15 protein-coding genes are annotated in these 17,910 nt (G+C 62.7%); 9 read left to right on the top strand and 6 right to left on the bottom strand.

From position 1 onward, the window contains the following. Positions 1–285: 285 nt before the first annotated feature. A complete protein-coding gene (locus tag C1N62_RS15745) occupies positions 286–960 on the top strand; it encodes a glutathione S-transferase family protein (RefSeq protein WP_137764517.1) in 675 nt (224 codons plus the stop codon). On the opposite strand, the gene C1N62_RS23200 is transcribed toward C1N62_RS15745, so the two are convergent. Next, a complete protein-coding gene (locus tag C1N62_RS23200; RefSeq protein ID WP_168195870.1) occupies positions 954–1,109 on the bottom strand; it encodes a hypothetical protein in 156 nt (51 codons plus the stop codon). The genes C1N62_RS15745 and C1N62_RS23200 overlap by 7 nt on opposite strands. Before the next feature lie 478 nt (positions 1,110–1,587). Between C1N62_RS23200 and C1N62_RS15740 the strand changes: the two genes are divergently transcribed. After that, the gene (locus C1N62_RS15740) at positions 1,588–2,955 is read left to right on the top strand and encodes an NCS2 family permease (protein ID WP_137764516.1); all 1,368 of its coding nucleotides are present in this window, start codon (positions 1,588–1,590) and stop codon (positions 2,953–2,955) included. A gap of 188 nt (positions 2,956–3,143) precedes the next feature. Then, complete coding sequence (locus C1N62_RS15735; RefSeq protein WP_137764515.1) at positions 3,144–4,793, top strand: Na+/H+ antiporter; 1,650 nt, start codon at positions 3,144–3,146, stop codon at positions 4,791–4,793. Positions 4,794–4,850: 57 nt separating this feature from the next. Here the strand turns inward: C1N62_RS15735 and C1N62_RS15730 are convergent, their stop codons facing one another. Further along, the gene (locus C1N62_RS15730) at positions 4,851–5,909 is read right to left on the bottom strand and encodes a LacI family DNA-binding transcriptional regulator (protein ID WP_137764514.1); all 1,059 of its coding nucleotides are present in this window, start codon (positions 5,907–5,909) and stop codon (positions 4,851–4,853) included. Between the two features lie 200 nt (positions 5,910–6,109). On the opposite strand from C1N62_RS15730, the gene C1N62_RS15725 reads away from it, so the two are divergent. The 6 genes from C1N62_RS15725 (at position 6,110) to C1N62_RS15700 (ending at position 13,271) form a co-directional block, all read left to right on the top strand. Further along, on the top strand, positions 6,110–7,264 hold the full coding sequence (locus C1N62_RS15725) for a Gfo/Idh/MocA family protein (RefSeq protein WP_137765039.1): 1,155 nt from the start codon (positions 6,110–6,112) through the stop codon (positions 7,262–7,264). Between the two features lie 11 nt (positions 7,265–7,275). Continuing rightward, positions 7,276–8,460 (top strand): Gfo/Idh/MocA family protein, encoded by a 1,185-nt coding sequence (locus C1N62_RS15720; RefSeq protein WP_137764513.1) that lies wholly within the window; start codon positions 7,276–7,278, stop codon positions 8,458–8,460. After that, a complete protein-coding gene (locus C1N62_RS15715; RefSeq protein WP_137764512.1) occupies positions 8,457–9,524 on the top strand; it encodes a Gfo/Idh/MocA family protein in 1,068 nt (355 codons plus the stop codon). The genes C1N62_RS15720 and C1N62_RS15715 overlap by 4 nt, the downstream gene beginning before the upstream one ends. Before the next feature lie 10 nt (positions 9,525–9,534). Further along, positions 9,535–10,554, top strand: coding sequence for a Gfo/Idh/MocA family protein (locus C1N62_RS15710; RefSeq protein ID WP_137764511.1), 1,020 nt, complete (start codon positions 9,535–9,537; stop codon positions 10,552–10,554). A 102-nt stretch (positions 10,555–10,656) separates the two neighbouring features. Then, a complete protein-coding gene (locus C1N62_RS15705; RefSeq protein WP_137764510.1) occupies positions 10,657–12,204 on the top strand; it encodes an MFS transporter in 1,548 nt (515 codons plus the stop codon). Positions 12,205–12,212: 8 nt separating this feature from the next. Beyond that, entirely contained in the window at positions 12,213–13,271 is a 1,059-nt protein-coding gene (locus tag C1N62_RS15700; RefSeq protein ID WP_137764509.1) for a 1,4-beta-xylanase, read from the top strand. Positions 13,272–13,305: 34 nt separating this feature from the next. Here the strand turns inward: C1N62_RS15700 and C1N62_RS15695 are convergent, their stop codons facing one another. The 4 genes from C1N62_RS15695 to C1N62_RS15680 are packed head-to-tail and all read right to left on the bottom strand — an operon-like array spanning position 13,306 to position 17,458. Further along, entirely contained in the window at positions 13,306–14,067 is a 762-nt protein-coding gene (locus tag C1N62_RS15695) for an amino acid ABC transporter ATP-binding protein (RefSeq protein WP_137764508.1), read from the bottom strand. Between the two features lie 8 nt (positions 14,068–14,075). Then, positions 14,076–15,185: an amino acid ABC transporter permease gene (locus tag C1N62_RS15690; RefSeq protein WP_370465574.1), complete on the bottom strand. Its 1,110-nt coding sequence runs from the start codon at positions 15,183–15,185 to the stop codon at positions 14,076–14,078. A gap of 8 nt (positions 15,186–15,193) precedes the next feature. Beyond that, positions 15,194–16,372 carry an amino acid ABC transporter permease gene (locus tag C1N62_RS15685; RefSeq protein ID WP_137764507.1) on the bottom strand — a complete coding sequence of 393 codons (1,179 nt, stop codon included), beginning with the start codon at positions 16,370–16,372 and terminating at the stop codon, positions 15,194–15,196. 60 nt (positions 16,373–16,432) lie between these two features. Further along, positions 16,433–17,458: an amino acid ABC transporter substrate-binding protein gene (locus tag C1N62_RS15680; RefSeq protein WP_137764506.1), complete on the bottom strand. Its 1,026-nt coding sequence runs from the start codon at positions 17,456–17,458 to the stop codon at positions 16,433–16,435. Positions 17,459–17,910: the final 452 nt, after the last annotated feature.

Genomic DNA, 17,910 nt, shown 5'->3' with positions numbered 1-17,910 from the left:
GTGCGCCACACTCCTAAGCGGGGTGAAAGTTTTAAAAAGAAAAAAATCTTTATCATTAACAGGCAAAGTTTAGATGATATTAGTCGGTTTATTTGGCTTTGTGAGTGACGATGCCAAGCCCGGCCGCCGCCAGACACGCCATCGCCCGCCAGCCGTGGGGAAAGGCCGGTGGAAAATGGGGCGTGCGGCAGAAAAAAGGCGGCAATTTCAAGGGTGCGGGCCGGCCAGCCGGGGGAATCAGCTATAGTTAATCATTACTGTGGTTAATGACTCAGGAGCGCCCGCATGATCACCCTCCACCACCTGAACAACTCCCGTTCCCAGCGCATTCTCTGGATGCTGGAGGAGTTGGAGGTGCCCTACCAGATTGAGCGTTACCAGCGTGACCCGCACACCATGCTGGCCCCCGAGGCGCTCAGGCGCGTGCACCCGCTCGGCAAGTCACCGGTGCTGACCGACGACGACCTGACGCTGGCGGAGTCGGGCGCCATCATCGAATATTTGCAGGAGACCTACGATGCGCAGGGGCTGCTCAAGCCTACCGACCACTTTGCCCGCCAGCACTACCGCTACTGGCTGCACTACGCCGAAGGCTCACTGATGCCGCTGCTGCTGATGAAACTGATCTTCAGCCGACTCGGCAAGCCGCCGGTGCCGCTGCTGGTGCGGCCAGTGGCTGGCGCGATTGGCAAGGGGATGCAGAAAGCCTGGCTCGACAAGCAGATTGCCGTCCACCGCGACTATTTAGAAAAGGCGTTGCAGGAGAACCCGTGGTTCGCCGGACGTGAGTTCAGCGCGGCGGATATCCAGATGAGTTTCCCGCTGGAGGCGCTGAATTCGCGGAGCGGGCTGGAGGGCGCGCCAGCGCTGGCTGACTGGCTGAAACGGGCGCAGGCGCGGCCCGCCTACCAGCGTGCGCTGGCACAGGGCGGGCCATACGAACTGGCGGGTGCTCAGTAGGGGCGTGCGGGAGCGTGGGTGAAGTGTCGCCCCAGCGACTGCAACAGGCGGTTGCACAGACGCAAGGTCTGGCGGCGCAGGGTCGGACGTGGCGTGTTGCCTTGCGCGGACGTGGCGTCCTGACGCGAAGGTAGGGTCATCGATTTCATCGTTGCCTCCAGTGGAAAGGGTGGGAGCGCATTTTTTGTGCGCGTCATACAAAAAGCATATGCATAACGATTCACCAGATCAATATTTTTGTGAGACGCATCACAAAAATAGTGAAACGGCGTTTTGCTTGCCTGCTGTTGCGCAACAAAAACAGAGCGTTTCCCTCCGGCTTCGCCGCTTTTTCCGGCACGTCAGGCTGGTAACGCATCAGGGGGTGCGTGAATGCTGCTTAAATGCGCAATCAGGCAGATTTTGTCATGATATGGAGTTGAAAAAGCCCGCTGGCTGGCTGGATAATCGTTTGCCTTTTATTTACCTCCTATTTTAATAACGTCATGCGGGTTCAGAGTTAAACGTTTGCCTTGTTTTCTGCCTCTCTTTTTCAGGAAACGCGGCGTCAGGGATGCCACGAAACGGAAACGACTGCGCTAAACCACCCTGCGCCGACACTCCCAGACCACATTCAGAGGACATCATATGTCTAGCAATCACACCCGGACGGGTGGCTCCGTGCAGCCAACAGGCTCGCTGGATGCATTTTTCAAAATCAGTGCGCGCGGCAGCAGCGTGCGGCAGGAGATTGTCGCCGGGCTGACCACCTTTTTGGCGATGGTCTACTCCGTGATCGTCGTGCCGGGAATGCTCGGCAAGGCCGGTTTCCCGCCGGCGGCGGTGTTCGTCGGCACCTGTCTGGTGGCGGGCGTTGGCTCGCTGCTGATGGGGCTGTGGGCCAACCTGCCGATGGCGATCGGTTGTGCCATCTCGCTGACCGCCTTCACCGCCTTCAGTCTGGTGCTCGGCCAGCAGATCAGCATTCCGGTGGCGCTGGGCGCGGTGTTCCTGATGGGCGTGCTGTTCACCCTGATCTCCGCCACCGGCATCCGTGCCTGGATCCTGCGTAACCTGCCGATGGGCGTGGCGCACGGCACCGGCATCGGCATCGGCCTGTTCCTGCTGCTGATCGCCGCCAACGGCGTCGGTCTGGTAGTGAAGAACCCGGCCCCCGGCCTGCCGGTGGCGCTGGGCGACTTCACCTCCTTCCCGGTGCTGATGACGCTGGTGGGGCTGGCGGCCACCATTGGCCTTGAGAAGCGCCGGGTGCCGGGCGGTATCCTGCTGGTGATTGTGGCGCTGTCGATCGTTGGGCTGATCTTCGATCCGTCGGTGAAGTATTCGGGGCTGTTCGCCATGCCGTCGCTGACCGACGCCAGCGGCCACTCCACCATCTTCAGCCTGGATATTCTGGGCGCGCTGCAACCGGTAGTGCTGCCGAGCGTGCTGGCGCTGGTGATGACCGCAGTATTTGACGCCACCGGCACCATCCGCGCGGTGGCCGGGCAGGCCAACCTGCTGGACAGCGACGGCCAGATCATCAACGGCGGCAAGGCGCTGACCTCCGACTCCGTGAGCAGCATCTTCGCCGGGCTGGTGGGTGTCTCGCCAGCGGCGGTCTACATTGAATCGGCGGCGGGCACGGCGGCGGGCGGCAAGACCGGCCTGACCGCGACGGTGGTCGGCCTGCTGTTCCTGCTGATGCTGTTCCTCTCGCCGCTCTCCTATCTGGTGCCGGGCTACGCCACCGCACCGGCGCTGATGTACGTCGGCCTGTTGATGCTGAGCAACGTCACCAAGCTCGACTTCAACGACTTCGTGGACGCGATGGCGGGCCTGCTGTGCGCGGTGTTTATCGTGCTGACCTGCAACATCGTCACCGGCATCATGCTGGGCTTCGGCTCGCTGGTGATTGGCCGGGTGGTGAGCGGCGAGTGGCGCAAGCTGAACGTCGGCACCGTGGTGATCGCCGTGGCGCTGGTGGTGTTTTATGCCGGTGGCTGGGCCATCTGATCCCGCACAATCATCCAGGGGAGCCACGGCTCCCCTTTTTTATGCGGCAAATTTTCCTTGCCGCGCCACATCCCGGCATTGCGCACACGCGGGTTTAACACCTTTTCCAATCTGATCTACTATCACCGCTTGCCTGTGCCGGCCCGTGGGGCCGGTTGATGTTATAACGACAAGAGCCCAAGGAACGCATGGAAATCTTTTTTACAATCCTCATCCTGATCCTGGTGGTGTCACTCTCCGGGGTCGTCACCCGGATGTTGCCCTTCCAGATCCCCCTTCCCCTGATGCAGATCGCCGTTGGCGCGATGCTGGCGTGGCCCAACTTCGGGCTGCACATCGACTTTGACCCGGAACTGTTTTTGGTGCTGTTTATCCCGCCGCTGCTGTTCGCCGATGGCTGGAAGACGCCGATGCGTGAGTTCCTGCACCACGGCCGCGAGGTGCTGGGACTGGCGCTGATGCTGGTGCTGCTGACGGTGGTCGGCATCGGCTACCTGATCCATCTGGTGGTGCCGAATGTGCCGCTGGTGGCGGCCTTCGCGCTGGCGGCGGTGCTGTCGCCGACCGATGCGGTGGCGCTCTCCGGCATCGTCGGCAAGGGGCGCATCCCGAAATCGATCATGGGCGTGCTGGAGGGCGAGGCGCTGATGAATGACGCCTCCGGTCTGGTGTCGCTGAAGTTTGCCATTGCGGTGGCGATGGGCACTATGGTGTTCACCGTTTCCGGGGCAACGGTGGAGTTCCTGAAGGTGGCGATTGGCGGCCTGCTGGCGGGCGTTGCCGTCACCTGGCTCTACAGCAAGTCGCTGCGCGTGATGAGCCGCTGGAGCGGCGATGACCCGGCAACCCAGACCGTATTCCTGCTGCTGCTGCCGTTCGCCTCCTATCTGGTGGCGGAGCACATTGGCGTCTCGGGCATTTTGGCGGCGGTGGCGGCGGGCATGACCATCAGCCAGTCCGGCATTATCCGCAACGCGCCGCTGGCGATGCGCCTGCGCGCCAACGGCGTCTGGTCGATGCTGGAGTTCGTCTTCAACGGCATGGTGTTCCTGATGCTCGGCCTGCAACTGCCGGGCATCCTCGAGACTTCGCTGCTGATGCTGGAGAATGACCCGACCGTGCCAAACTGGCAGCTGTTTGCCGACGTGGCGCTGATCTACTTCGCGCTGCTGATGCTGCGCTTCCTGTGGCTCTGGTCGATGAAAAAGCTGAGCAACCGCCTGCTGGCCAAGCGCCCGCTGATGTTCGGCAGCTACACCACCCGCGAGCTGTGGGTCGCCTCCTTCGCCGGGGTGCGCGGGGCGATCACGCTGGCCGGTGTGCTCTCCATCCCGCTGTTCCTGCCGGATGGCTCCGCCTTCCCGTCGCGCTACCAGCTGGTGTTTTTGGCGGTCGGGGTGATCCTGTTCTCGCTGATTGCCGGGGTGATCGCGCTGCCGTTCCTGCTGCGTGGCGTCAAGGTGGCCGACAAGTCGGTCTACAGGGAGGAGGAGCGGATGGCGCGCTCGGTCGCGGCGGAAGTGGCGATTGAGAGCCTGCACAAGATGGAGGAGCGCATCGCCGCCGACACCGAAGAGAACATCGATGAGCAGACGGTGCGCGAGGTGAGCGCCAGGGTGATCGGCAACCTGCGCCGCCGCACCTATGACAAGGACAATCTGGAGAACATGCTGCTGGTGGAGAACCTGGAGCGCCGCTTCCGCCTCAACGCCCTGCGGGCTGAGCGCGCGGAGCTGTACCATCTGCGCGCCACCCAGCGCATCAGCAATGAGACGCTGCAAAAGCTGCTGCATGACCTTGACCTGCTGGAAGCCCTGCTAGTCGAGAAAGAGACCTGACCCACTGGCGCGCCCGTTCTGGGCGCGCCCTTTTCCCGCTGTTTTCCCGCCTGTTCGCTATTTCCCCAGTACCATCCGCGCCGCATGGCGTGTCGCATACCTGACCGTGCCCGCCTCCAGCAATTTGCCCTGCAACAGCAGGTTGAACACCGGTGCCTGTGGCCGGTGAAGGCGATGCTGCAACAGGTGCACCGCCTCGACGCCCAGTTCGCGGCAGGGCACCACCATGCCGGTGAGCGGCGCGTCCGGCAGGTTCTCCAGATGCCAGGAGAAGTCGGTGGTAATCAGCGAGACATCCTCCGGCACCCGCAGGCCGTGCCGCGCCAGCACCCGCAGCACGCCGGAGGCCATCGTCATGCAGCCGGGGAAAATGGCCTCCGGCCAGTGGGCCGGCGGGTGGGCGGCCAGCCACGCCTCCAGCGCCTGTTCCGCTTCATCCGCCGAGAAGCCCTCGGTCACAATCAGATCCTGCTGGGGGTCGAAGGGCAGGTGGAAAGCGCGGTAGGCCGCCTGAATGCCATTCAGCCGGGTGTAGAGCGTGCGGCGGCGCAGGCAGGTGAGCGTCAGAAGACGCCGGTGGCCGCGCTCCAGCAGATGCCGCGCCGCGTTGAAACCAATCGCGCCGTGGTCGGGGGCAACGGCGTCCAGCGTCATTTCGCGGTCATGGGTGTTGATCAGCACGCAGGGTTTGTTGAGCGCGGCCGCCACCTTGAAGATGGCGTCATCGTCGGTGCCAATGATGATCACCGCATTGATGCGCTTGTTACCGGCCTTCTCAAGGAACAGCTCAATGTCCGCGTGCTGCTCCTCCAGCCCGCAGTAGCTGAGGTGGACGTTATGCGCGGCCAGCGCCTCGGCGATGCCGCGTGTCACCTCAAGGTAGAAGATGTCGCCGCGGGCGTTGAAGGTGCGCCCCGGCGCGAACACCGCGATCCCATCAATCAGCAGCCGCCCGCTCGCCAACTCCTCCAATACCCCCAACTTGCGCGCGCAGTTAACAATGGCCGCGCGCGCCCGTTCGCTGGTGTAAGACTTGCCCGCCAGCACGCGTGACACGGTGCTGACGGAGTAACCGGTCTGGGCGGCAATTTGGTCCATTTTCAGCTTGCCCGGCATGGTGTGACCTCGCTCGCAATAAAGATCTGCAACTATTTTCAGCCACAGTTCGCTGATTTTAAAAGCCAATTTACGCCACCGACCGGGCCGCCGTTCCACCCTGCGAGCATTCTCACAAATTCCGTTTGTCCTCGCTGGCCCGCTTTCTTATGTTGCCGCTATCCCCCCATTACGTGGAATCAAGGTGAGTTATGGAAGAGATGAAGAAGGTTCGCTTCGGCATCATTGGCGTCGGCAATATCGGCACCGTCCACGCCCGCTACCTGCTGGCCGGAGCGGTCAGCGAGGCCCGGCTGGCCGCCGTCTGCGATAACGATCTTGCCAAACACCCGGCGATCCGCCAGCTGGTCGGCGACGCCATCCCGCTGTTTGACGATGCGGAGGCGATGATCACCAGCGGGCTGATTGACGCGGTGATTGTCGCCACGCCGCACTATGCGCACCCCGGCCTGTCGATGATGGCAATGCGCCACGGCCTCCACACCCTGTGCGAAAAGCCCGCCGGCGTTTACACCGCGCAGGTGCAGGAGATGAACGCCTGCGCCCGCGCCAGCGACGTGGTGTTCGGCATCATGTACAACCAGCGGCCCAACCCGCTCTACCAGAAAGTGAAGGATCTGATCGCCTCGGGCGAGCTGGGCACCTTGCGCCGCTCCACCTGGATCATCACCAACTGGTATCGCTCGCAGAGCTACTACAACTCCGGCGGCTGGCGCGCCACCTGGCGCGGCGAGGGCGGCGGTGTGCTGCTCAACCAAGACCCGCACCAGCTCGACCTCTGGCAGTGGCTGGTGGGAATGCCGGTGCGGCTGCGTGCCTTCTGCCAGTTCGGCAAGCACCGGCAGATTGAGGTGGAGGATGAGGTGACCGCTTACGCCGAGTACGCCAACGGCGCTACCGGCGTCTTCATCACCACCGTGGCGGAGACGCCCGGCACCAATCGGCTGGAGATTGTCGGCGATCGCGGCAAGGTGGTGGTTGAGGAGGGGCAGCTACGTTACTGGCGGCTGCGCGAGTCAGAAACCGAATTCAATGCCCGCTGGCAGCAGGGCTTCGGCGAGCCGGAGTGCTGGGAGGTCACGATCCCGGTTGCGCCGGAGTGCAGCGACCATCAGGTGATCACCGCCAACTTCTGCGCCGCGGTGCTGCGCGGCGAGCCGCTGATCGCGCCGGGGTTGCAGGGCATCCACGGCCTGACGCTCTCCAATGCCATGCACCTCTCCACCTGGACCGATGACTGGGTGACGCTGCCGCTGGATGAGCAGCTCTACCTGCGGCTGTTGCAGCAGCGCATCGATGCCTCCGTTGACAAGCCCGCCGCCAGCCGCACGCTGGACGCGCGCGGTAGCTGGTAGCAGGGGGCCGCATGTTATACGTCGCCATCGTGGGTACCGGCAACATTGCCCACCACCATATCCGCGCCTATCTGGCGTTCCCGCAGCGCTGCACCATCGTGGCGCTGGTGGACATCTACCCGGAGAAGGCGCAGGAGAAGCAGCAGCGCTACGGGCTGGCGCAGGCACAGGTCTTCAGCAGCCATGCCGAGATGCTCGCCGCCGGTATCCGGGTCGATCTGGTGGATGTCTGTACGCCGCCCTACGTCCACGCCGAGATCGCCATCGACGCGCTGCACGCGGGCAAGCATGTGCTGTGTGAAAAACCGATGGCCGCCTCGCTGGAGGAGTGCGACGCGATGATCGCCGCCCAGCAGGCCAGCGGCAAGGTGCTGTCGGTGGTGGCGCAGAACCGCTTCACCGACGCCCTCTGGCGGCTGAAGGCGGCGCTGGAGAGTGGGCTGGCTGGCCGGGTCTGCCACGCGCAGGTCGATTCGCTCTGGTGGCGCGGCCACTGCTACTACGACCTGTGGTGGCGCGGCACCTGGGAGAAGGAGGGCGGCGGCTGCACGCTCAACCATGCGGTGCACCACATCGACGCGCTCCAGTGGATGCTGGGCCAGCCGCAGGAGGTGGTGGCGATGATGGGCAACGTCGCCCATGACAATGCGGAGGTCGAGGATCTGAGCGCCGCCATCTTCCACTACCCCGACGGCGCGCTGGCGCAGCTGACCGCCTCGGTGGTGCACCACGGCGAGGAGCAGAAAATCGTCATCCAAGGCGAACGGGCGCGCCTCTCCGCGCCGTGGTCGGTCTGCGCCAGCGTCAGCGGCGACAATGGCTTCCCGCTGCCGGAGCCGGATCGCCCGCGCGAGGCGCAACTGGAGACGCTGGCCCGCCAGACCCCGCCGCTCACCTGGACGCTGCACACCGGGCAGATTGAGAACCTGCTGACGGCGATTGAGCAAGGCACGCCGCCGCTGGTGGATGGCGAGCAGGGCAAGCGCGCGCTGGCGCTGATCACCGCCATCTACAAATCGGCCATTACCCGCACCGTGGTGATGCTGCCCATCAGCCGCCACGACCCCTTCTACCGCACCGGCGGCATCAGCGCTCTGGCGCCGCGCTTTTATGAGAAATCCGCCTCGGTCGCCAACTTCAGCGAGGTGGGTGCCATTCCCCTGGGAAAAGATTTGGACAAAGGAGTATCGCCATGAACAACAATGACGGCATGAACTATGCGCCAGCCGGCAAACCGCAGCCGGTGGTCAAGGCGGGCGAATTTGTGTTTGCCGCCGCCGCGCTCGACCACGGCCACATCTACGGCATGTGCAACGGCCTGCTGGAGGCGGGCGCGACGCTGAAATGGGTCTACGACCCGGATCCTGAGAAGGTGGCGGCGTTTATCCACCGCTACCCGCAGGTGCGGGTGGCTGGCAGTCTGGAGGCGCTGCTGGCGGATGAGGAGGTACGGCTGGTGGCGGGCGCGGCGATGCCTTCGGTGCGCTGCACGCTGGGGCTGAAGGTGATGGCGGCGGGCAAAGACTACTTCACCGACAAGGCCCCGCTCACCACGCTGGAGCAGCTGGCCGACGCGCAGGCGATGGTGGCGAAAACCGGGCGCAAATACGCGGTCTACTACAGCGAGCGGCTGCACGTCGAGAGCGCGGTGTTCGCTGGCCAGCTAGTGCGACGCGGGGCCATCGGCCAGGTGGTGCAGACGCTTGGCACCGGGCCGCATCGCGAGGGGCAGGGGCGACCGGCGTGGTTCTACGACCGGCGCTACTTTGGCGGCATCCTGTGCGACATCGGCAGCCACCAGATCGAGCAGTTCCTGTTCTACACCGGCAACCACGACGCCACCGTGATCGCCGCCCAGACGCGCAACGTCTCCCACCCTGAGCACCCCTACTTTGAGGATTTCGGCGACGCGATGCTGCGCGGCGAAAATGGCGCGAGCGGCTACTTCCGCTGTGACTGGTTCACCCCGGATGGCCTGCCGACCTGGGGCGATGGGCGGCTCACGTTGCTCGGCACCGAGGGCTACATCGAGATCCGCAAATATATCGACCTGACGCGCGGCGAGCAGGACGTGGTCTATCTGGTGAATGGCGAGGGCGAATTCCGCTACCCGGTGGCGGGGCAGGTTGGCTTTCCCTACTTTGGCGAGCTGATCCGTGACTGCCTGCACCGTACGGAGAACGCCATGACCCAGGCCCACGCCTTCAAGGCGGCGGAGTTGTGCGTGAAAGCGCAGATGCTGGCCAATGCGACGCGCTAGGGAGGAGCAGATGGAGAGACTCAATGCCGTCATCCTCGGCTGCGGCGCCATCCACCACTGCCACGTTGACGCCCTACAACAGATCCCGGAGGCGCGGCTGCACGCGCTGGCGGACTGTGACGGCGAGCGTGGCCGACGGCAGGCGATGGCGCAGGGCTGCCACTTCTTCCATGACTACCGTGACGCGCTGTGGGACGAGGCGATTGACGTGGTGCACATCTGCACCCCGCACCACCTGCACAAGCGCATGGTGCTGGAGGCGCTGGCGGCTGGCAAGCATGTGTTCTGCGAAAAGCCAATCGGCATGAATGGGCAGGAGGTGGCAGAGATTGAGGAGGCCGCCGCCCACGCGCCGGGGCTGCTGGCGGTCTGCTACCAGAACCGCTGCAACCCCACCAGCCTGACCATCCGGCAGGCGCTGGCGGAGAACCGGCTGGGGGCGATGCTCAGTATGCGGGCGGTGCTCACCTGGTCACGCGCCGGGGCCTACTACACCGACAGCCCGTGGCGCGGGCGCTTCGCCACCGAGGGCGGCAGCCTGCTGATCAATCAGGCGATCCATACCCTCGACCTGATGCAGTGGTTCGCCGGTGGGGTGGCGCGGGTGAAGGGGGTGGTGGACAGCGGGATCCTGGCGGCGGCCACCGAGGCGGAGGACAGCGCGATGGCGACGCTAGCGTTCCGTAACGGCGCGCGCGGCCTGTTCTACGCCAGCAACGGTTACACCACCGACGCGCCGCTGCTGCTGGAAATCCAGTGCGAGCATGGGGTGCTCCAGCTGAGCGACAACACCCTGTGGCAGATTGAGGACGGCAGGCGCACCGCGTTGGTCAGCGACGCGCCGCCAGACAGCGGGAAACGCTACTGGGGAGCCGGTCACCGCGAGGCGATCCGCCGTTTTTACCGCGCCATCCTTTCGCCGGTGGGGGCCGATTACACCCCGATTCGCGAAGCCAAACAGTCACTCACCCTGGTGGAGGCCATTTATCACTCATCCCTGACCCGGCAATGGATTGAGATTTATCACTGATTATTATCCTGACGTAAATAATCATCATTATGGATTCCGGCAATAAATAAAAATAGCCAAATAGATCTGGCAATCAGCGACCTTACACACTGGAATATTATTATGATTAAACCTACTGAGCGCAGGGTCGGTTATGGCGTGGCGATGGGCTACGGCGTGACTGACCTGTTTGGCGGCGGGGCTTTCGCCATTATCGGCACCTGGCTGTTATTCTTCTACACCACCTATTGCGGGCTGACGGTTTTGGAGGCAAGTTCAATATTTGCCATCGCCCGCGTGATCGACGCAATATTAAGCCCGATTATGGGTTACATCACCGATAATTTTGGTAACACCTGGCTGGGCCGGAAATTTGGCCGCCGTCGCTTCTTTTTATTGCTGAGCAGCCCGCTGATGTTTCTCTATGCGCTGCTGTGGCTGACGGACATGAACTACTGGTATTACCTCGGCACCTATCTCTCGATTGAGTTGCTGTCGGCGATGGTGCTGGTGCCGTGGGAAACCCTCGCCGCCGAGATGACCAACCGCTACGAGGAGCGCAGCCGGCTGGCGGGCGTGCGCATGATCTTTTCCCAGCTGGGCGGCTTTCTGGCGGTCTCCGTACCGGGCCTGATCATGCAGTTCACCGGCAAGGATAACCCCTTCACCTACACCCTCACCGGGCTGATCTTCTCCTGCGTGTTCTGCCTCGCGGTCTTCACCACCTGGCGCTGCACCTGGGAGGCGAAGGACGTGCAACCCGAGCATAAGTTCAAGGCGGAAGTGCAACGCAGCAGCGGCCTGTTCAACCATCTGAAATATTTGATACTGGATCTGATCTCTTCGTTCCGCATTCGCGCCTTCCGACTGCACATTATTATTTACATCGCCTCCTTTACCGCGATGGATGTATTTGGCGCGGTGTTTACCTACTATGTGATATACTGTTTGGGTAAGGATGCCGCCGCTGTTTCTGCATGGTCAAGCGTCGGCGCATTTGCCGCCATCCCTGGCACTTATGCTTTTATGATGCTACTTAACAAATTAAATCTTACCCCCTCATCGGCGCTGCGGCTGGCGTATAGCTCCATATTCTTTGTATTGGCCTTCCTGTTTATTGTCTATTACACCAAAACCCCGGTTCCCGATATGGTCTTTTTCGGGCTGTTTATTTTAAACGGGGTGGCGCGTGCCGGCTTAATCTATATTCCGTGGAATATTTACAGTTTTATTCCTGATATTGATGAGATGGTCACACAACAGCGTCGCGAAGGCATTTTCGCTGGCGTGATGGTGCTGACGCGCAAGAGCACGGTAGCGATCGCCATCCTGATTATCGGCATGGTGCTGGAGGAGGCGGGTTTTGTGAAGGGCAACGGCATACAGCCTGAAAGTGCGCTCTACGCCATCGTTACCCTGATGACGCTGGGCACCGCGGTGCTGCTGGCCATCAGTTTCTACGTCACCTATCCCTTCAAGCTGACGCGTGAAACGCACAAGGTGCTGTTGAAGGAGATTGCCCGCCGCAAACTGGGCGGCAAGGCAGAGGACTGCGATGCGCCGACCCGGCTGGTGATCAAGCAGCTGACGGGCTACGAGTACGATGAAGTGTGGGGCGGCGAGGCAACGCGCCGCGTAGTAGGTCAAGTTAACTGTTCCCGTGTGGAATAAGGATTGTTATGTACAGGCAATGGTCCGCTGAACAAGCGCAAGAGTGGCACCGCCGGCAAGGCTGGGGCTGCGGATTCAACTACCTGCCCCGCACGGCGGTAAACTGGCTGGAGATGTGGCAGGCCGATACCTTTGATGAGGTGACTATCGAACAGGAGCTGGGCTGGGCGGCGCGCTACGGCTACAACCAGCTGCGCACCAACCTGCCGTTCACCGTCTGGCAGCATGACCGCGACGGCCTGCTGGCGCGCATCGACCGCTTCCTGCAGCTGGCCGACAGCCACGGCATCCGGGTGATGCTGACCCTGCTGGACGACTGCGCCTTCTCAGGCGACGAGCCGTTCGTCGGGCCGCAGAAACCGCCGCGCCCCGGCGTGCACAACAGCCAGGCAGCCGGTAGCCCCGGCCGGGCGAAGGTGCTCGACCCCGATAGCTGGCTGGACATTGAGGCCTACGTGCGCGACGTGGTGCGCCACTTCCGGGACGATGCGCGCGTGCAGGCGTGGGATCTCTACAACGAGCCGGGCAACGGCGGGATCTTCAGCGATGCCCACCACTGCGCGCTCTACGACACCCGGTTGGAGATCTACGCGCTGTCGCTGATGGTGCAGATCTTTGGCTGGGCGCGGCACGAACTGCCGAGCCAGCCGTTGACCGTCGCCGCCTGGCACGTCGATCGTGATGCCTGCCACCGGGCGTTCAACCACCCGATTGACGTCGCCGCGCTGCACCTGTCGGACATCATCAGCTACCACGCCTACGTTGACACGCCGGGGCAGTTGGCGGTGATGACCAAGCTGATGGCCTTCGGCCGACCGGTGCTCTGCACCGAGTGGCTGGCGCGCCACGTTGGCGGGGTGATGGAGGAGCAGTTGCCGCTGTTCAAGGCGCAGCAGGTGGGCTGCTACCACTGGGGGCTGGTGCAGGGCAAGACGCAGACCTGGCTGCCGTGGCCGGATGTCACGCCCGATCCGGCGCTGTGGTTCCACGATGTGCTGACGCCCGAGGGCGCGCCGTTCAATGAGCGGGAGATGGCGCTGGTGCGCCAGTTGCGCGAAACGGCATGAGGGTTGGCCGGGCCGTGGGTGGCCCGGCCCGCCATCAGTGGATCACCTGCGCCAGAAACTCGCGGGTGCGCGGTGAGGTGGGGTTGGAGAAGAACTCTTGCGGCGGCGCCTGCTCGACGATCTCACCGCGATCCATAAAGATCACCCGGTCGGCAACGGTGCGGGCGAAGCCCATCTCATGGGTGACGCACAGCATGGTCATGCCATCCTGCGCCAGCCCAATCATGGTATCCAGCACCTCCTTCACCATCTCCGGATCCAGCGCCGAGGTCGGCTCATCAAACAGCATGATCTTGGGCTTCATGCAGAGCGAGCGGGCGATCGCCACCCGCTGCTGCTGGCCGCCGGAGATCTGGCCGGGATATTTGTGCGCATGTTCCGCGATGCGCACCCGCTTCAGGTAGTGCATCGCCAACTCCTCCGCCTCTTTTTTCGGCATCTTGCGCACCCAGGTCGGCGCGAGGGTGCAGTTCTGCAACACCGTCAGGTGCGGGAAGAGGTTGAAGTGTTGGAACACCATGCCCACCTCGGTACGCACCTTCTCAATGTTGCGCAGATCGTCATTCAACTCGATGCCATCCACCACGATACGCCCCTGCTGGTGCTCCTCAAGGTGGTTGATGCAGCGAATGGTAGTGGACTTGCCGGAGCCGGAGGGGCCGCACAGCACGATGCGCTCGCCCTGCCGCACCCGCAAATTGATGTCCTTAAGCACGTGGAACTGTCCGTACCACTTGTTGACCGCTTCCAGCGTAATCATCATCTGTTTATCGTCATTAACCTGATGGTCGCTCATGGTTTACCTCAGTGGTTGGAACGTCCGGTGTGAAAGCGCCTCTCCAGATGCTGGCTGTAGCGCGACATGCTGAAACAGAAAATCCAATAGACCAGCGCGGCGAAGACATAGCCCTCGGTGGACATCCCGAGCCAGGCCGGGTCAACGGTTGCCTGCTGCACGCTACTGAACAGATCAAACAGGCCGATGATGATCACCAGACTGGTGTCCTTGAACAGGGCAATGATGGTATTCACCAAGCCGGGGATCACCATCTTCAGCGCCTGCGGCAGGATCACCAGCCCCTGGGTTTTCCAGTAGCCCAGCGCCAGTGACTCGGCCGCCTCATACTGCCCCTTCGGCAGCGCCTGAAGGCCGCCGCGCACCACCTCTGCCACATAGGCGGACTGGAACAGGATCACGCCGACCAGCGCGCGCAGCAGTTTGTCGATGCTGGTGCCCTCCGGCAGGAACAGCGGCAGCATCACCGAGGACATAAACAGCACGGTGATCAGCGGCACGCCGCGCCAAAACTCAATGAAGCAGATGGAGAGCACGCGCACGATCGGCAGCCGCGAGCGGCGTCCCAGCGCCAGCAGGATGCCGAGCGGCAGCGCGCCAGCGATGCCTACCGAGGCGATGATCAGCGTCAGCGTCAGGCCGCCCCACTGGCGCGTCTCGACGCGCGGCAGGCCGAAAAAGCCGCCATACAGCAGCGCCCAGACCAGCAGCGGGTAGACCACCGCCCAGCAGGCGATGTAGCGCCCACGGCGTGGCATCCCGCGCCAGAACATCAGCCCAATGGTGACCAAGCCGATCAGCAACGCGACGTTGATGCGCCAGCGCTGGTCAGCCGGGTAGAGGCCATACATGAACTGGCCGAAGCGCGCGTGGATGAAGACCCAGCAGGCCCCCTCACGCGTGCAGTCGGCGCGGCTGTCGCCAATCCAGTTGGCCTGAAAGATCGCCCAGTTCAGCAGCGGCGGCAGCACCAGCCACAGCAGGTAGAGGCAGAGCAGCGTCAGCAGGCTGTTGAACAGGCTGGAGAACAGGTTGCGGCGCGCCCACAGCACCATGCGGCCGACCGGGCCGGAGGGCGGCGCGGCGCTGTGGGAGGAGGGGGGAAGGGTCATGGTCATGGCAGCTCCTAGCGCTCGACCAGCGCAATGCGCCGGTTGTAGAGGTTCATCAGCAACGAGATCAGCAGGCTGATAATCAGGTAGACCGACATGGTCATGGCGATGGTTTCAATCGCCTGCCCGGTCTGGTTGAGCACCGTACCGGCAAACAGCGACACCATGTCCGGGTAGCCGATGGCCGCCGCCAGCGAGGAGTTCTTCACCACATTGAGGTACTGGCTGGTGAGCGGCGGGATGATCACCCGCAGCGCCTGCGGCAGCACCACCTGGCGCAGCGTCACGGGGTTGGGCAGCCCGAGGGAGCGCGCCGCCTCATGCTGGCCGCTTGGCACCGACTGGATGCCGGAGCGGATCACCTCGGCGATAAAGGCCGAGGTGTAGACCGACAGCGCCACCGTCAGCGCCGCCAGTTCCGGGATCAGCACCATGCCGCCGCGGAAGTTGAAGCCGCGCAGCACCGGCAGCTCCCAGTGCAGCGCCGCGCCAAACAGCAGGTGGGCAGCCAGTGGCAGGCCCAGCAGCAGTAGCAGCGCCCACGGCCAGATGCGCCACACCCGGCCAGTGTGCACCTGGCGGAAGTGGTTGTAGCGCGCCAGTGCGGCAATCGCCGCCACCGCCAGCAGCAGCGCCACCAGCGCCGCCGCCATCCCTTCACCCGCCGACGGCGAGGGGAGGTAGAGGCCGCGGTTGCTCATAAAGATGACGCCGAAGGCATCCAGACTCTGGCGTGGGCCGGGCAGGTTGCGCAGCACCGCGAAGTACCAGAAGAAGATCTGCAACAGCGGCGGGATATTGCGGAAGATCTCGACGTAGACCGTGGAGAGCTTGCGGATCAGCCAGTTGTCGGACAGCCGCCCCAGCCCGACGACAAAGCCGAGGATGGAGGCGAACAGGATGCAGAGCACTGACACCAGCAGGGTGTTCAGCAGGCCGACAATGAACAGGCGGCCATAGGTGTCGCCTTGTTCGTAGTCAATCAGGTGCTGGATCACGCCGAAGCCAGCGCTGTTGTTCAGGAAAGCGAACCCGGAGGTGATGCCTCGGGTGGAGAGGTTGACCAGCGTATTGTGCAGAAGATAGCCGCCACAGGCGAGCAGCAAGGCCACCGCGATGAGTTGGTAGATCCAGGCGCGAACCGCTGGGTTGGTCAGCGAGAAGCCGCCTTTTCCGGTTGGGCGTTGCGACATAACAGGAACCTCAGAGCAAAAGCTGACGCTGCGCCCCGGCAAGCCGCCGGGGCAACAAGATTAACGTACCGCCGGTGCGTACTGGATGCCGCCCTGGTTCCATAGGGCGTTCAGGCCGCGCTTGATCTTCAGCTCGCTGCCCATCCCGACGTTGCGCTCAAACACTTCGCCATAGTTGCCGACCTGCTTGACGATCTTCACCGCCCAGTCGTTCGGCAGTTTCAAATCCTTGCCATAGCTGCCCTCTTTGCCCAGCAGGTGCGCCATGTCCGGGGTTTTCGGGTTGGCGGCCATCTGGTCAACGTTGGCGGAGGTGACGCCCATCTCCTCGGCGTTCAGCATCGCGAACAGCGTCCAGCGCACGATCGCCAGCCAATCCTCATCACCACGGCGCACCACCGGCCCGAGCGGCTCTTTCGAGATCACCTCTGGCAGCACGATGAACTCATCCGGCTTGCCGAGCTTGATGCGCAGGGCGTAGAGCTGTGACTGATCCGAAGCCAGGGTGTCGCAGCGGCCGGAGTCCAGCGCCTTGGCACTCTCGTCGGAGCGGTCAAAGGTGACCGGTGTGAACTGCATGTTATTGGCCTTGAAGAAGTCCGCCACGTTCAGTTCGGTGTCGGTGCCCGCCTGGATGCAGACGGTGGCGCCATCCAGCTCCTTGGCGCTCTTCAGCCCGGCCTTCTGGTGGGTCAGGAAGCCGATGCCGTCATAGTAGTTGACGCCAGCGAAGATCATGCCCATGCCGCCGTCGCGGGAGGAGGTCCAGGTGGTGTTGCGCGACAGGATGTCCACCTCACCGGATTGCAGCGCGGTGAAACGCTCTTTCGCGGTGAGCGGGGTGTACTTCACCTTATTGGCGTCGCCGAACACCGCCGCGGCCACGCCACGGCAGAGATCGACATCCAGCCCGGAGAACTTGCCGCTGGCGTCGGCGTAGGAGAAGCCCGGCAGGCCGTCACTGATGCCGCATTGAATGAAGCCCTTTTTCTGCACGGCGTCCAGCGTGGCGCCCGCCTGCGCCGTGTTGGCTGCCGCAAAGAGGGAGGCAGCGGCAATGAGTGTGGAAAGCATCATTTTTTTCATAAAGCGTCCTGTGAGGCAGTGTCGGTGAGTTTTCGTTATTGGCACACCCTGGTGCACCCTCTTTGTTCGCGGGAGAGACCCCGCAAGGGAATTAGCAAAGGGAATGCCAACTTTGAAAGTGCTTATAAATCAATGATGGTGATGGATGAGGTGAAAACATTCATTCACCTGAGCAAATCTATAGCACCAAAAGGGTGCAATGGGGAGGTTTGTGGCGCTTAATGGCGCAAAAAGATGCGTTTTGTGGGGCGGGTCACATCAACATGGATAAATGTGAGTTTTATCAAGCAATTGAATAAATAATTTTATAAATGGAACCGGGTGGAAAGGCGTGGGGCGGAGATGATTTTGCAGGTGATTATCTGCATCAGAAGGAAAATTATAGCGAAAGGCGCTAAAAGTTGTGGATTAAGCATGTGATAACGGGGCGGAATTATCTCCCGGCCGGGCGG

The organism is Nissabacter sp. SGAir0207, from assembly GCF_005491205.1.
GTDB lineage: Bacteria > Pseudomonadota > Gammaproteobacteria > Enterobacterales > Enterobacteriaceae > Chimaeribacter.
Note: the sequence above shows the minus strand (reverse complement) of the source record. Positions and strands in the feature narration are given on the sequence as shown.

Excerpts from the sequence above, each read along its gene's own strand:
- C1N62_RS15745 (WP_137764517.1), top strand. The coding sequence starts at position 286 with ATGATCACCCTCCACCACCTGAACAACTCCCGTTCCCAGCGCATTCTC.
- C1N62_RS23200 (WP_168195870.1), bottom strand. The coding sequence starts at position 1,109 with ATGAAATCGATGACCCTACCTTCGCGTCAGGACGCCACGTCCGCGCAA.
- C1N62_RS15740 (WP_137764516.1), top strand. The coding sequence starts at position 1,588 with ATGTCTAGCAATCACACCCGGACGGGTGGCTCCGTGCAGCCAACAGGC.
- C1N62_RS15735 (WP_137764515.1), top strand. The coding sequence starts at position 3,144 with ATGGAAATCTTTTTTACAATCCTCATCCTGATCCTGGTGGTGTCACTC.
- C1N62_RS15730 (WP_137764514.1), bottom strand. The coding sequence starts at position 5,909 with ATGCCGGGCAAGCTGAAAATGGACCAAATTGCCGCCCAGACCGGTTAC.
- C1N62_RS15725 (WP_137765039.1), top strand. The coding sequence starts at position 6,110 with ATGAAGAAGGTTCGCTTCGGCATCATTGGCGTCGGCAATATCGGCACC.
- C1N62_RS15720 (WP_137764513.1), top strand. The coding sequence starts at position 7,276 with ATGTTATACGTCGCCATCGTGGGTACCGGCAACATTGCCCACCACCAT.
- C1N62_RS15715 (WP_137764512.1), top strand. The coding sequence starts at position 8,457 with ATGAACAACAATGACGGCATGAACTATGCGCCAGCCGGCAAACCGCAG.
- C1N62_RS15710 (WP_137764511.1), top strand. The coding sequence starts at position 9,535 with ATGGAGAGACTCAATGCCGTCATCCTCGGCTGCGGCGCCATCCACCAC.
- C1N62_RS15705 (WP_137764510.1), top strand. The coding sequence starts at position 10,657 with ATGATTAAACCTACTGAGCGCAGGGTCGGTTATGGCGTGGCGATGGGC.
- C1N62_RS15700 (WP_137764509.1), top strand. The coding sequence starts at position 12,213 with ATGTACAGGCAATGGTCCGCTGAACAAGCGCAAGAGTGGCACCGCCGG.
- C1N62_RS15695 (WP_137764508.1), bottom strand. The coding sequence starts at position 14,067 with ATGAGCGACCATCAGGTTAATGACGATAAACAGATGATGATTACGCTG.
- C1N62_RS15690 (WP_370465574.1), bottom strand. The coding sequence starts at position 15,185 with ATGACCATGACCCTTCCCCCCTCCTCCCACAGCGCCGCGCCGCCCTCC.
- C1N62_RS15685 (WP_137764507.1), bottom strand. The coding sequence starts at position 16,372 with ATGTCGCAACGCCCAACCGGAAAAGGCGGCTTCTCGCTGACCAACCCA.
- C1N62_RS15680 (WP_137764506.1), bottom strand. The coding sequence starts at position 17,458 with ATGAAAAAAATGATGCTTTCCACACTCATTGCCGCTGCCTCCCTCTTT.